Below are 12,687 nucleotides of genomic sequence, written 5' to 3' on the forward strand. Positions count from 1 at the left end.
AGATGCCATCATGAAAGCCGCCATCGTCAGCGCCGCCGGCGCCACCCCCGTCTACGGCTATTTCGCCGAGCCGCGGCCGACTGAAGCGCTCGCCCGCGTTACCGTCACCGCCGCGGCGCTCAGCCCGATCACCCGCGCCCGCGCCGCTGGCCGCCACTACAGCGCCTCGGCCGCCTTTCCCTTCGTGCCGGGCATCGACGGCGTCGGTCTCGCCGACGATGGCCACCGTGTCTATTTCGCGTTGCCCGAGGCGCCGCACGGCGCGCTGGCCGAGCAGACGCTGGTGCCGGTGGACCGCTGTGTCGACCTGCCGGACGACCTCGACGACGTGACGGCGGCGGCGATCGCCAATCCCGGCCTGTCGTCCTGGGCGGCGCTGACCGAGCGGGCCAAGCTCCGGCCCGGCGAGACGGTGCTGGTCAACGGCGCCACCGGCGCCTCCGGCCGCCTGGCGGTGAGCATCGCCCGCCATCTCGGCGCGGGACGAGTGATCGCCACCGGCCGCAACGCCGTCGCACTGGCCTCGGTCGGCGCCGACGCGACGATCGTCCTCGGCGGCGACGCCGAGGCGCTGGACCGGCAGTTCATGGACGCCTTCGCCGAGGGCGTCGACGTCGTGCTCGACTATCTCTGGGGGACGAGCGCAGAGCGGCTGTTGATTGCCGCCGCCAAGGCCGGCCGCGACGCCGTGCCGCTGCGCTTCGTCGAGATCGGTTCGGCGAGCGGCGACAGCATCGCCCTTCCGGGCGCCGTGCTGCGCGCCTCGGCCATCGAACTGATAGGCAGCGGCATCGGATCGATCCCGCTCGACCGGCTGATGGCGGCGACCGGCGCCCTGTTGCGGGCCGCCGTCCCGGCCGGGCTGACCACCGCCGCGCGGGCCGTGCCGCTCGCCGACGTCGAGCGAGCCTGGACCGGACCGGACGACGGCCGGCGCCTCGTCTTCACGCCCTGAGCGCCTCGACCGGCGACTGCCGATAGGCGAGGGCGGCCGGCAGCGCCGCCATCAGCGCGGCGACGGCGAGGAAGGCCGCCGCCATCAGGGCGTCGGAGTGGCTGAATTCCACCGGCAGCCGCACGCCGCTCTGGGCGGTGAACAGGCCGGCCAGGAATTCCGCCGCGCCGTAGCCGACGGCGAAGCCGGCGCCGACGCCGATGCCGACCAGTAGCAGCAGCTCCAGCCAGACGATGCCGAACACGGCGAGGCGGGGCGCGCCGAAGGCCCGGAGCGCGCCGATCTGCCGCCGCCGCTGGGCGACATGGATGACGGCGATCAGCATCAGCGCGGCGGCGACCAGCGCCTGCGCCCCGTAGGCGACGTACATCAGCACGGTACGGGCGTCGCCGAGCGTCGCGTAGAGCGAGGTCAGCACCTCGGCCGGGAACACCGCGCGGGTGCCGCCCTCGGCGCGGTAGGCCTGCCGCAGCGCATAGGCGTCGGCGATGGTCTTCGGCTTGACCAGCACGGCCGGCAGGCCGGGCACGTCGTGGCTGAAATCCTCGACGAGCGGCGCGTCGGCGTCGATATGGCCGTGGTGGTGCTCCTCGCCGCCGGCTTCCTCATGCGCCTCGTCCTCGTGGTGGTCTTCTCCGAGGCCGTGGATGTGCCAGACGGCCTGGATGGGAACGAGGATCGCCCGGTCCCAGGCGGTGCCGGTCGGCTGGAGCTTGCCGACCACGGTATAGGCGCTGTCGGCATGCGTTTCGCCACCTTCGCCAGCGGCGCCATGCATCGGCTTCACCTCGGCGCCGATGGCGAGATCGACGCCTGACCCCACCACCGCCTCGCCTTCCAGCGCGAACATGCGGCCGCCCGTGAAGCCTGTGGTGGTGCCCTTCACCAGCGCCGTGGTGGTGCCGACGATCGGATAGCCGGAGAAGTTGTCACCAAAGCCGATCGGCGCCGCCCAGGCGACGCGCCGGTCGGCGGTGAGCCTGGTCAGTACGTCGCCGGACATCAACGGCAGCGCCGCCGGTTGCAGGAACACTGAGGACAGCACGAGCTGCGTCTCCGAGCCCGGCGCGCCGACGATCAGGTCGAATTTGTCGGCGGCCCGCGCCGAGCCGAGCCGCAGCGCGCGCTCCTGCAAGGTGACGGCGACGCCGAGGGCGGTGGCGAGCGCCACCAGCAGCACGATGACCAGCGAGGCCGCCCAGAGGCGCCGGAGGTCGGCGAGAACGAAGCGGATCATCGGGCGGCCTCCAGGGCGGTGTCGGAAACCACGCGGCCGGCGGCGAGGCGGATGCGGCGGCCGAGCCGTTCGGTCAGCCGCTCGTCGTGGCTGACGACGATCAGCGTCGCGCCTTCCTGGTCGGCAAGCTCGATCAGCAGCCGGCCGACCTCGGCGCCGGCCTCGGCGTCGAGGCTGGCGGTCGGCTCGTCGGCGATGATCACGCCGGGCCGGCGGAGCAGGGCGCGCGCCACGGCGACGCGCTGCATCTCGCCGCGCGACATGGTCTCAACGGACTGTCCGGGCCGCGAGAGGCCGACGCGCGCCAGCAGGTCGAGCGCGCGGGTCTTCACCTCGGCGGTGGCGGCATGGGCGAGGCGGGCCGGCAGCAGCACGTTGTCGATGGCGGCAAGGCCGGGGAACAGGTGGAATTCCTGCATGACGAGGCCGACGTTCGCCGCCCGCCAGCGGTCGCGGCCGCTTTCGGAGAGCGTGGCGATGTCGGTGTCCCGCCAGGCGATCGTGCCGCGGTCGGGCCGCGTCAGGCCGGAGATCAGGTTGACGAAGGTGCTCTTGCCCGAGCCGGAGGCGCCGGTGACGGCGAGACGGCCGCCGGCCGGAATGCTTAGCGCGTCGATGGCGAGCACCGGTTCGGCAAGGCCGGGAAAGGAGATGGCGACGTCGGAAAGGGCGAGCGGCAGCATGGGTCACACCGTCTCGAAGGAGGCATGGACGAGGCGCAGCAGGCTGACGAAGCCGGTCTCGGGGTCGGTCCAGGAGCCGACCTCCAGCGTGCCGGTCACCTCGATCAGCCGCGACGGCGGCACGAAGGTGGTCTTCTCGTCGATGTAGACGACAACGATGTTGCTCGGCCAGTCGGCATCCGACGAGCAGAACGGGCAGAGCGCCATGGGGATTTCGGTCAGCACGAAGAACTTGGCTTCCGCTTTCAGCGGCGGCGCCATGAAGCCGCGCATCGACACCGACTTGCCGTCGAGCGCCTTGGTCTTGTCCGAGAAGGCGAGGCCGAGCACGCTGACCTTGCCGTAGAGTTCGTCGAAGGTCAGGCTGTCGCCGGCCCGGGCGACGCCGGCGAAGGAGAGGCCAGCGAGCCCGGCGAGCAGCGCCCGGCGGCTGATCCCCGCGAAAGACGATCCGGCCATGGCGGTCTCCGCGCTATGGAAAAGAATACGGGGCCGGACGGTCGCCCGGCCCCGCTGGTGCATCGGGGATTACTGCTTCACGCCGATGGCGAAGGTGTCGGCGAGCACCTTGTAGACGTCGCTCTCTTCCATGTAGCCCTTGAACTCCTCGGCGCCGGGGCCGGCGGCCTGCAGCACCACGTCGTCGACGGCATGCACGCCCGTGTCGCCGTCGCGGGGGATGTTGCCCTCGACGAAGACGGCGCCCGGCACGTTCTTGTAGGCCTCGTTGGCGACGTAGATGCCGTCCTGCGACTTGACGGCCGGCTCGAACGGGCCGTCCAGCTTGGGCCGGAAGGTCTCGTAGTGGTCGGGGCCGTTGTTGGCGAAGATGGCGAGGCGGCGGGAAACGTCCACCCGGTCCGGATAGCCGTCGCCGTCGGCATCGACGTAGTTCGGGAAGCCGGCCGCGTCGTAGGTGCCGATCTTCTCGCGCATGTCGGTGCCCGGCTTGTCGTCATCGATGGTGCCGATGATGGAGACGCCATGGGTGTGGTCGCCGGTGACGACGACCAGCGTATCGGGCTGGCTGGCCTGGAATTCGCGGGCAACGGCGATCGCCTTGTCGAATTCGATGGTGTCGAAAACGGCGCGATCCCAGTCGAGCGGATGGCTGGCCTTGTCGATCGAGGCGCCTTCGACCATCAGGAAGAAGCCCTCGGGGTTCTTCGACAGGCTTTCGAGGGCGACCTTGGTCATCTCGACGAGACCCGGCTGGTTCGGGAACGTCTCGACGGTGCCCTTCTTGAGCTGCATCCGGTCGAGGGCATAGTCCATGTTGCCGGTGTGGAACAGGCCGAGGATCTTCTCGGAGCCGGCGGCCTTCTCAAGCTCGTCCTTGTCGGTGGCGAGCTGGTAGCCGGCCTCCTGGAACAGCTTGATGTAGTCCTTGTCGTCCTTGCGCTTGGAGCCCGGCACGTCCTTCGGCAGGAAGTAGGCCGAGCCGCCGCCCAGCACCACGTCCGGCTTGACGTCGTAGAACATGCCGACGATCTGCGGCTTGTCGCCGCGCTTGCGGGTATGGGAGACGACGGCGGCCGGCGTGGCGTCCTCGATCTCGGCGGTGGAGACGACGCCGATCGACTTGCTGGTGGTGCGGCGCAGCGCCTCGGCGAAGGTCTCGACCTTCGGGTCGTCCAGGGAATCCGGCGTGCGGTCGGCATAGACGCCGAGGGCGTTCACGGCCGACTTGTGGCCGGTCATGTAGGCCGACATGGTGTTGGCGCTGTCGGTGGCGATGGAGCCGGTCGACGAGGTGCCGATGAAGGCCATGTGGTCGAGGTCGTCCATGGCGAGGCGGCCGTTGGCCTTGCCCTCGGTCATGCCCTTGGACATGATGCGGGCGGCGGTGCGGTGGGCGACCGACAGGCCGTCGCCGAGCAGGAAGATGACGTTCTTGGCCTTGGGCGCCTCGGGCGTCGCGAAGACGTCCCAGGTGACCGACTTGGTTTCGTCGCCGGCCGTGACGTCGACCTTGTAGGCGCCGGCCTTGTCGATCTTCACGCCGCGCAGCAGCACGGCCGAGCCGAGCGCCGCGTCGTCCTTGCCCTTCTCCGAGGCGATGAAGTCCACCGCGCCGCCCAGCACCGGCTGGTAGTCGGCGCCGTTGATGACGATCTTGACGTCCTCGGCCTTCACCGTGCCTTTGAACTCGACCTTGAAGTCGAAGGGAGAGCCGGCGAGGATGGTCGCCCGGTCGAGCGGATAGACGGTGGCCGCGCCGGCCGCGCCGATCAGAGCCGTGCTGGCGGCGAGCGCCAGAAGAAGAGTGCGCATGGTCTGCCCCTTGGAGATTGGATCGCGTCGAAAAGAGCGCGGCTCCTTGGTAGGCAGGGGGCATGACGTGGGCGTGACAGCCACATGAAAGCCATGTGACAAGTAAGCGACTGAAAGGATTTCATTATTCGTCGGCGAAGCGGTCGCCGGCCGGAAACCCCTCCGGCCGGCGGCGCGGCTGTCAGAAGCGTTCGCCGAGAAGGTCCTCGCTTTTCGCCCACAGCGCCCTGGCGCGGTCCGGGTCGATCGCATAGGCGCGGACACCCTCGGAGATCGGGTTGATCACCCCTTCGTTGACCTCGGAAACGTGGCAGTTCTCGCAATAGCGGCCACCCACCGCGTCGGCGTCGGCGACCACGCCGGCCCACACCGACGTCGCGGCGCCCTCGGGGATGGTCTTCCAGCGGTAGGGCGGCTTGCCGGCGGCGGCCAGCTCGGCATTGATGCGGTCGAGCATGTCCTTGAGCGCTTCGGCGCCGACATGCCGGCCGAGTTCGGTGTTGATGCCGCCCGGATGCACCGCCGCGGCGCGCACGCCGCGCGCCCGGTGGCGGCGGTCGAATTCCACGGCGAACAGCACGTTGGCGGTCTTCGAGCGGCCGTAGGCCACCCAGGGGTCATAGGGCGTCCGCTCGAAGTTCGGGTCGTCGAGGTCGACGTCGGCGAAGCGGTGGCCGGCCGAGGCGAGGGCGACGAGCCGGCCGCCCGGCGCGATCAGCCCGGCGATCCGGTTGACGAACAGGAAGTGGCCGAGATGGTTGGTGCCGAACTGCGTCTCGAAGCCGTCGGCGGTGCGGCCGAACGGCGCCGCCATGACGCCGGCGTTGGCGATGACCAGATCGAACGGCCTGCTGTCGGCGACGAGCCGGTCGGCGGCGGCGCGGATGCTGGCCAGCGAGGCGAGGTCGAGCTGGATGAGGTCGAAGGCGCCGTGGCCCTCGGCCGCCGCGGCGCGAACCGCCGCCGTCGCCGCCTCGGCCTTTTTAAGGTCGCGCGCCGCGCCGACGACGGCGGCGCCGTGGGCGGCGAGCGCCCGCGCCGTTTCCACGCCGAGGCCGGCCGACACGCCGGTGACGAGGACGCGCTTGCCGGAAAGATCGATGCCGGCGAGCACGTCGTCGGTGGTCGAGGTGGCGCCGAATGCTGTGGTCATGTCCGTCTCCCTCAGTCGAGACCATCCCGCCGCGCCGGCAAGCCCATTGCCCGCCGGCCGGTTCCGGATTAAGAGGAGGATGTCTCCGCTTTCAAATACGGAGGTACCCTCCGTTTATCAAGAGGATCACGCGGACGTGATCGACCGGACCGAAAAGCCGACCCGCAAGCCGCGCGCCGACGCCGCCCGCAACCGCGCCCGGCTGATCGACGCCGCCAAGGCGGTGTTCGCGGAGAGGGGAGGCGCCGCCAGCCTGGAGGAAGTGGCGCGGACGGCCGGCGTCGGCATCGGCACGCTCTACCGGCATTTTCCGACGCGCGACGCGCTGATCGAGGCGGTCTACCGCAACGAGAGCGACCAGTTGATGCGGGCGGCGGCCGAACTCGCCGCCAGCCGGCCGCCGGTCGAGGCGCTGCGCGCCTGGATGCGCCTCTTCGTCAGCTACATGGCCGTCAAGCACGGCATGATGGAGCTGCTCGATTCGCTGGCGGACGGCGCCTCGACGCTCTATGCCGCCTCCGGCGCCGAAACGCAGCGGGCGATCGACGGCCTGGTGGCCAACGCCGTGGCGGCCGGCGACATCGCCATCGACGTCGAGCCGCTCGACCTGCTGCGCGCCCTGGCCGGCCTCCTGCACTTCAAGGGCAGCCGCGATGACGAGGAAGCGGCCGCCCACGCGCTGATCGACATCATGATCGCCGGCCTTGAGGCACGCCGGCGGCGCTGACGGCCTCAGAGCCGCCGTTCGGTCGCCGCGTCGAACACCGACAGGCGGGAGAGGTCGAAGCCGACGGTGACCGGCTCGCCGAGCTTCGGCGGCGGATCGGTGGGGAACTTGCCGACGATCTCCTGGTCGCCCATCTCCAGCACCACCAGATTGTCGGAGCCGGTGTGCTCGGTGAGGAGCGGCTTCAGCGTCAGCACGAAGGGCTCGCTGCCGGCCGGCGCTTGACCGGTCGCCGGCTGCACCGACTCCGGCCTCAGGCCGACCACCACTGCCTGCCCGTCGCTGGGCGGCATCGCGAAGGCGTAGCCGTCGAGCGGCAGCATGGCCGCGCCGACGTCGGCCGACACGCGGCCGCCGTCCAAACGGATCTGGCCGCGCATAAAATTCATGCCGGGATTGCCGAGGAAGTCGGCGACGAACAGGTTGACCGGCCGGTGGTAGACCTCCTCCGGCTTGCCGACCTGCTGGATCTCGCCGGCCTTCATCACCACCATGCGCGTGGCGAGCGTCATCGCTTCGAGCTGGTCGTGGGTGACGTAGATCGCCGTGGTGCCGAGCGACTGGTGCAGCTTCTTGATCTCGGTGCGCATGCTGGCGCGCAGCTTGGCGTCGAGGTTGGAGAGCGGCTCGTCGAACAGGAACACCTTGGGGTCGCGCACCAGCGCCCGGCCGATGGCGACGCGCTGCCGCTGGCCGCCGGACAGTTGCGACGGCCGCCGGTCGAGCAGGTGGTCGATGTGCAGCATGCGCGCCTTTTCCTCGACCAGCGGCCGGATTTCGGAGAGCGGCTTGCCGCGCATGCGGAGGCCGAATTCCATGTTGCGGCGGACGCTCATGGTCGGATAGAGGGCGTAGGACTGGAACACCATGGCGATGTCGCGGTCCTTGGGCTCGACGTCGGTGACGTCGCGGCCGCCGATCTCGATGGTGCCCGAGGTCAGCCGGTCGAGGCCGGCGACGATGTGCAAGAGCGTCGACTTGCCGCAGCCCGACGGCCCCAGCAGCACGATGAACTCGCCGCGCTCGATCTCCAGGTCGATGTTCTTCAGAACCTTCAGCGTGCCGTAGCTCTTGTTGCAGTCGGAAATCCGGATGTCGATCATGACGGTCAGCCCTTGACGGCCCCGGCGGTCATGCCGCGCAGGAAGTAGCGCCCCAGAAGGACGTAGAGGATGAGGGTGGGAGCGGCTGCGATCACCGTCGCCGCCATGTGAACGTTGTATTCCTTCACCCCGAAGTTGGAGTTGACGAGGTTGTTGAGGGCGACCGTCATCGGCGCGCTCGCCGGGTTGGAGAAGGACACGGCGAACAGGAAGTCGTTCCAGATGCCGGTGAATTGCAGGATCAGCGCCACCACGATCACCGACGGCGACAGCGGCAGCACGATGCGGAAGAAGATCCAGAAGAAGCCGGCGCCGTCGATGCGCGCCGCCTTGATCAGGTCGTTGGGCACCGACAGGAAGAAGTTGCGGAACAGCATGGTGGTGATCGGGATGCCGTAGATCACGTGGATCAGGATCAGCCCTTGCACCGAGCCGAACAGGCCGAGCGTCCTGAGCGTCACCGCCACCGGCGCCAGCACCACCTGGAACGGCACGAAGTTGCCGGCCACCAGCGCCGCGAACACGAAGCGGGCGCCCGGGAACGGCCATTTGGCCAGGGCGTAGCCGTTGATGGCGCCGATCATCACCGAGATCAGCACGGCCGGCACGGCCATCATCATCGAGTTGCCGAAAAAGCCCTTGAGGCCGCCGCAGGTGATGCCGATGCAGGCTTCGCCCCAGGCGGTGATCCACGGCTGGGCGGTCGGCGCGTGCGGCAGGGCCATCAGGCCGCCGGCCTGGATCTCCGACATCGGCTTGAACGACGTGCTGAGCAGGATGTAGAGCGGCCCGGCGAAGAAGAAGGCGACGACGGCGAGCAGCAGGTAAAGCACCGTCCGCGTGAGAAGGGCCTTGCGGCGCCGGGGCGTCAGCCAGGAAGAGCGCGGGATCGGGGGCGTGGTGGCTGTCGGGGCGGACATCAGGCGCGTTCCCTCGTTTCGGCGTAGAGATAAGGGATCAGGATCGCCAGCACCGTGCCGAGCATCACCACCGCCGAGGCGGCCGACAGGCCGAGGTTGGTGCGGCGGAAGGCCATGTCGAACATGAACACCGACGGCAGGTCGGAGGAGACGCCGGGGCCGCCGTTGGTCAGCGCCACCACCAGGTCGAAGGCACGGACGATCGACAGCGACAACAGGACCACCACGGTGAGGAACACCGGCGCCAGCATCGGGATGACGATGAACACGTAGACGCGCCAGGCGGGGATGCCGTCGACCGCCGCCGCCTTCCAGATGTCCTCGTCGATGCCGCGCAGCCCGGCCAGGAACAGCGCCATGACCAGGCCGCAGCCTTGCCAGAAGGCAGCGATCACCAGCGCCCAGATGACGGTGTTGGGATTGGTCAGCCAGTCGAGGCGGAAGCTCTCAAAGCCGAGCTGGTGCACCATCACCTCGATGCCGAGGGTGGGGTTGAGCAGCCACTGCCAGATGATGCCGGTCACCACGAAGGACATGGCCATCGGATACATGACGATCGACCGGAAGAAGCTCTCGGCGCGGATGCGCTGGTCGATCAGGATGGCGATGATGAGGCCGAGCGAGATGGTGACCAGCAGGAACAGCCCGCCGAACAGGAACATGTTGGTGAAGGCGACGTGCCAGCGCGGCGTGTGGAACAATCGCCAGTATTGTTCGAGGCCGACGAAATTGTCGAAGCGCGGGAAGGCTTTGCTGGTGGTGGTGGAGACGGCCACCGTGTAGCCGATGAAGCCGTAGAGAAAGATCGCGATCAGCGCCAGCGAGGGCGACAGGGCGATCTGCGACACGTGCCGCTGGAAAAATCTGCGCATGGTCGGAGCCTTCGCTGGACGGGGCAGGCGTGCCGGGGAAGAACCCCGGCACGTCGTTGCGGAAAGCGTCAGCGGGTGGCGGCGATGGCGTCGGCCATGGCGGTCACGCCTTCCTCGGGCGTCTGCGAGGAATGCAGGAAGGTGGTCATCTGGTCGACCAGCGCGCCGATGCCGGTGGCGTCGGTGACGTTGTCCGGCACCAGGAACAGGTGGCCGGCGTCGGCCTCGGCCATCGCCTTCTGGGCGCAGTCGTCGAAGCCGGTGCGGTCGATGTCGAGACGCGGCGGGATCGAGCCCTTGCGCAGGCTGAACTCGCGCTGCACCACCGGGTCCATGATGGTCGAGGCGAGGGCCAACTGGGCCTCGCGCTGGCCTTCGTCCTTGACGGCGGTCATGGCGAAGGAGTCGGTGCCGAACACCAGCGTGCCCTTGCCGGCCGGGAACACCTCGCAGGCGATGTCCTTGCCCGGCACCTTGCCGGCCGCCACGAACTCGCCCTTCAGCCAGTCGCCCATGATCATGTAGGCGGCCTTGCCGCTGATCAGCATGCCGCCGGTGATGTTCCAGTCGCGGCCGGGGCTGCCGGGATCGACGAGGTCGCGGACCTTGGCGAACAGCTTGAAGGCTTCCAGCATTTCAGGGCTGCGCAGGGCGGTGTCGTCAAGATCGTAGGTGACCTTGGTCAGGAAGTCGCGGCCGCCTACTTCCAGCAGCACGGTCTCGAACACGAAGATTTCCTGCCAGGACTGGCCGCCCAGCGCCAGCGGGATATAGCCCTTGGCGCGCAGCTTGTCGGCCGAGGCGATCAACTCGGCCCAGGACTTCGGCATGGCAACGCCGGCGTCGTCGAGCACGGCCTGGTTGCCCCACAGCCAGGTGTGGCCATGAATGTCGATCGGGGCGGAAACGTACTTGCCCTCGAACTTGGCGTTGTCGGCGATCACCTTGGGCAGCACCTTGTCCCAGTCCTTGGCGACGGCGTCGATGTCGTTGAGCTGGCCTTCCTCGGCCAGCGCCACCAGCGGCGCGCCGAGCTGCCACTGCATGGAGGTCGGCGGATCGCCGCCGAGAATGCGCGTGCGGGCGACCATGCGTGCCGCCTCGCCGCCGGCCACCGGGTTGTCCTTCCAGGTGTTGCCGGTCTTCTGATAGGCGTCGACGAGGACCTTCAGCGCCGTCGCCTCGCCGCCCGAAGTCCACCAGTGGATGACCTCGGCGGTGCCGGCAAAAGCCGGGGCCGTGGTCGTCAGGGCGAGCGCCATCACCGAGCCCAGCACTCCAAACTTGTTGAACATTCTTCTCCTCCTTCATGCCGGCCCGATGTTGTCCCGTCGGGCCTCTCCCAAAATGCTTGCCGCCGGATCACCCCTTCAGGAAATCGGCGAACCAGCGTCCGCTGTGCTTCATGGTCCGGGCCTGCGTGTCGAAATCGACGTGCACCAGGCCGAACCGCTTGGAATAGCCTTCCGCCCACTCGAAGTTGTCGAGGAGGCTCCAGACGAAATAGCCGCCGAGATCGACGCCGCCCTCCATCGCCGCGCGCAGCGCGTCGATGTGACGGTGGATGTAGACGGCACGCGCCTCGTCGCGGATCTCGCCGTCGGCATCGATCTGGTCGGGGTAGGTGGCGCCGTTCTCCGTGACGACGATCGGGCTCGGCCGATAGTCGGCCGTCACGCGCTTCAACAGCTCGGTCAGGCCCTCCGGATAGACCTCCCAGCCGAAGCCGGTGACGTCGGTCGTCTCGGCTTCGACGACGCGCGAGCGCATCGGCGCGCCGGCCGGGTCGTCGGCGACGATCTCGCGGAAATAGTAGTTGATGCCGAGGAAATCGGTGCGGCCGGCGATGGCGGCGAGGTCGCCGTCGACCACCTTGGGCGCCGCGGCGCCGATCTCGGCGAGCACGTCCTCGGGATAGCCGCGGCCATGCAGCGGATCGAGGAACCAGCGGTTACGCAGGCCGTCGTGGCGGACGGCGGCGAGGCGGTCGGCCTCGGACCCGGAGGCCGGATGGATCGGATGCAGGCTGAGGGCGAGGCCACATTGGGCATCGGGCACGTTGGCCCTGAGCACCGGCAGCGCAAGGCCGTGCGACAGCAGCACGTGATGCGTCGCCTGCATGGCGGCGGCGAGATCGCGCTTGCCGGGCGCGAATTCACCCTCGTAATAGCCCTTGATGGTGCTGCACCACGGCTCGTTGTGGGTGATCCAGTGCTTGACGCGGTCGCCGAGCCGCCGCGACACGACGTCGGCGAAATCGACGAAGGCGAGGGCGGTGTCGCGGCGCGGCCAGCCGCCGGCGTCTTCGAGCGGCTGCGGCAGGTCCCAGTGGAACAGCGTCAGCCAGGGCTCGATGCCGCGCTCCATCAGGCCGTCGACCAGACGGTCGTAGAAGGCGAGGCCGGCCTCGTTCACCGCGCCGGTGCCGTTCGGCAGGATGCGCGGCCAGGAGACGGAGAAGCGGTAGGCGCCGACGCCGAGCGCCTTCGCAAGATCGAGGTCCTCGGGCCAGCGGTGATAGTGATCGCAGGCCACCGCCGGGGTGTCGCCGTTGCGGATATGACCGGGCTTGGCGGCGAAAGTATCCCAGATGGACGGCCGCCGGCCATCCTCCGCCGTCGCGCCTTCGATCTGAAGGGCGGACGTGGAAATGCCCCACCGGAACACGGGAGGAAAATCGGAACGGGTGGAACGGGACATGCTGGCGACCGTCGTTGCTGGTGCTGAGGACATTTCAATTAATTAAATGAAACGCAGAATGAG

At 68.9% G+C, this 12,687-nt stretch carries 12 protein-coding genes; 2 read left to right on the forward strand and 10 right to left on the reverse strand.

Going from position 1 to position 12,687, the window contains the following annotated elements; genetic code table 11:
• The first annotated feature begins 10 nt into the window (after nucleotides 1-10).
• On the forward strand, nucleotides 11-955 hold the full coding sequence (locus H512_RS0108615) for an MDR/zinc-dependent alcohol dehydrogenase-like family protein (RefSeq protein ID WP_026783109.1): 945 nt from the start codon (nucleotides 11-13) through the stop codon (nucleotides 953-955).
• Here H512_RS0108615 and H512_RS0108620 read toward each other — a convergent pair.
• The 5 genes from H512_RS0108620 to H512_RS0108640 all read right to left on the reverse strand — a co-directional run bounded on the left by H512_RS0108620 (nucleotide 945) and on the right by H512_RS0108640 (nucleotide 6,302).
• A complete protein-coding gene (locus tag H512_RS0108620) occupies nucleotides 945-2,192 on the reverse strand; it encodes an ABC transporter permease (protein WP_026783110.1) in 1,248 nt (415 codons plus the stop codon). The two genes, H512_RS0108615 and H512_RS0108620, sit on opposite strands and share 11 nt — an antisense overlap.
• On the reverse strand, nucleotides 2,189-2,875 hold the full coding sequence (locus H512_RS0108625; RefSeq protein ID WP_026783111.1) for an ABC transporter ATP-binding protein: 687 nt from the start codon (nucleotides 2,873-2,875) through the stop codon (nucleotides 2,189-2,191). Before H512_RS0108625 ends, H512_RS0108620 begins: the two co-directional genes overlap by 4 nt.
• Before the next feature lie 3 nt (nucleotides 2,876-2,878).
• Nucleotides 2,879-3,334, reverse strand: coding sequence for a hypothetical protein (locus H512_RS0108630; protein WP_026783112.1), 456 nt, complete (start codon nucleotides 3,332-3,334; stop codon nucleotides 2,879-2,881).
• A 69-nt stretch (nucleotides 3,335-3,403) separates the two neighbouring features.
• Nucleotides 3,404-5,149 carry an alkaline phosphatase gene (locus tag H512_RS0108635; RefSeq protein ID WP_026783113.1) on the reverse strand — a complete coding sequence of 582 codons (1,746 nt, stop codon included), beginning with the start codon at nucleotides 5,147-5,149 and terminating at the stop codon, nucleotides 3,404-3,406.
• 181 nt (nucleotides 5,150-5,330) lie between these two features.
• On the reverse strand, nucleotides 5,331-6,302 hold the full coding sequence (locus H512_RS0108640; RefSeq protein ID WP_026783114.1) for an SDR family NAD(P)-dependent oxidoreductase: 972 nt from the start codon (nucleotides 6,300-6,302) through the stop codon (nucleotides 5,331-5,333).
• A 136-nt stretch (nucleotides 6,303-6,438) separates the two neighbouring features.
• Between H512_RS0108640 and H512_RS0108645 the strand changes: the two genes are divergently transcribed.
• Nucleotides 6,439-7,029 carry a TetR/AcrR family transcriptional regulator gene (locus tag H512_RS0108645; protein WP_026783115.1) on the forward strand — a complete coding sequence of 197 codons (591 nt, stop codon included), beginning with the start codon at nucleotides 6,439-6,441 and terminating at the stop codon, nucleotides 7,027-7,029.
• A 5-nt stretch (nucleotides 7,030-7,034) separates the two neighbouring features.
• Here H512_RS0108645 and H512_RS0108650 read toward each other — a convergent pair whose 3' ends face one another.
• From H512_RS0108650 to H512_RS0108670, 5 genes are all read right to left on the reverse strand, one after another.
• A complete protein-coding gene (locus H512_RS0108650; protein ID WP_026783116.1) occupies nucleotides 7,035-8,132 on the reverse strand; it encodes an ABC transporter ATP-binding protein in 1,098 nt (365 codons plus the stop codon).
• A 5-nt stretch (nucleotides 8,133-8,137) separates the two neighbouring features.
• Entirely contained in the window at nucleotides 8,138-9,052 is a 915-nt protein-coding gene (locus H512_RS0108655; protein WP_053239694.1) for a carbohydrate ABC transporter permease, read from the reverse strand.
• Nucleotides 9,052-9,924 (reverse strand): carbohydrate ABC transporter permease, encoded by an 873-nt coding sequence (locus tag H512_RS0108660; RefSeq protein WP_026783118.1) that lies wholly within the window; start codon nucleotides 9,922-9,924, stop codon nucleotides 9,052-9,054. Before H512_RS0108660 ends, H512_RS0108655 begins: the two co-directional genes overlap by 1 nt.
• 68 nt (nucleotides 9,925-9,992) lie before the next feature.
• Complete coding sequence (locus H512_RS0108665) at nucleotides 9,993-11,219, reverse strand: ABC transporter substrate-binding protein (protein ID WP_026783119.1); 1,227 nt, start codon at nucleotides 11,217-11,219, stop codon at nucleotides 9,993-9,995.
• Nucleotides 11,220-11,286: 67 nt separating this feature from the next.
• A complete protein-coding gene (locus tag H512_RS0108670; RefSeq protein ID WP_026783120.1) occupies nucleotides 11,287-12,624 on the reverse strand; it encodes a GH1 family beta-glucosidase in 1,338 nt (445 codons plus the stop codon).
• Between the last annotated feature and the right edge of the window lie 63 nt (nucleotides 12,625-12,687).

This window comes from Pleomorphomonas koreensis DSM 23070 (genome assembly GCF_000425185.1).
In the GTDB taxonomy this organism is placed as follows: Bacteria; Pseudomonadota; Alphaproteobacteria; order Rhizobiales; family Pleomorphomonadaceae; genus Pleomorphomonas; species Pleomorphomonas koreensis.

What these genes read in the sequence shown, in the direction of transcription:
- H512_RS0108670 (WP_026783120.1), bottom strand. Translation starts at nt 12,624, where the DNA reads ATGTCCCGTTCCACCCGTTCCGATTTTCCTCCCGTGTTCCGGTGGGGC.
- H512_RS0108660 (WP_026783118.1), bottom strand. Translation starts at nt 9,924, where the DNA reads ATGCGCAGATTTTTCCAGCGGCACGTGTCGCAGATCGCCCTGTCGCCC.
- H512_RS0108655 (WP_053239694.1), bottom strand. Translation starts at nt 9,052, where the DNA reads ATGTCCGCCCCGACAGCCACCACGCCCCCGATCCCGCGCTCTTCCTGG.
- H512_RS0108615 (WP_026783109.1), top strand. Translation starts at nt 11, where the DNA reads ATGAAAGCCGCCATCGTCAGCGCCGCCGGCGCCACCCCCGTCTACGGC.
- H512_RS0108625 (WP_026783111.1), bottom strand. Translation starts at nt 2,875, where the DNA reads ATGCTGCCGCTCGCCCTTTCCGACGTCGCCATCTCCTTTCCCGGCCTT.
- H512_RS0108635 (WP_026783113.1), bottom strand. Translation starts at nt 5,149, where the DNA reads ATGCGCACTCTTCTTCTGGCGCTCGCCGCCAGCACGGCTCTGATCGGC.
- H512_RS0108665 (WP_026783119.1), bottom strand. Translation starts at nt 11,219, where the DNA reads ATGTTCAACAAGTTTGGAGTGCTGGGCTCGGTGATGGCGCTCGCCCTG.
- H512_RS0108640 (WP_026783114.1), bottom strand. Translation starts at nt 6,302, where the DNA reads ATGACCACAGCATTCGGCGCCACCTCGACCACCGACGACGTGCTCGCC.
- H512_RS0108650 (WP_026783116.1), bottom strand. Translation starts at nt 8,132, where the DNA reads ATGATCGACATCCGGATTTCCGACTGCAACAAGAGCTACGGCACGCTG.
- H512_RS0108620 (WP_026783110.1), bottom strand. Translation starts at nt 2,192, where the DNA reads ATGATCCGCTTCGTTCTCGCCGACCTCCGGCGCCTCTGGGCGGCCTCG.
- H512_RS0108630 (WP_026783112.1), bottom strand. Translation starts at nt 3,334, where the DNA reads ATGGCCGGATCGTCTTTCGCGGGGATCAGCCGCCGGGCGCTGCTCGCC.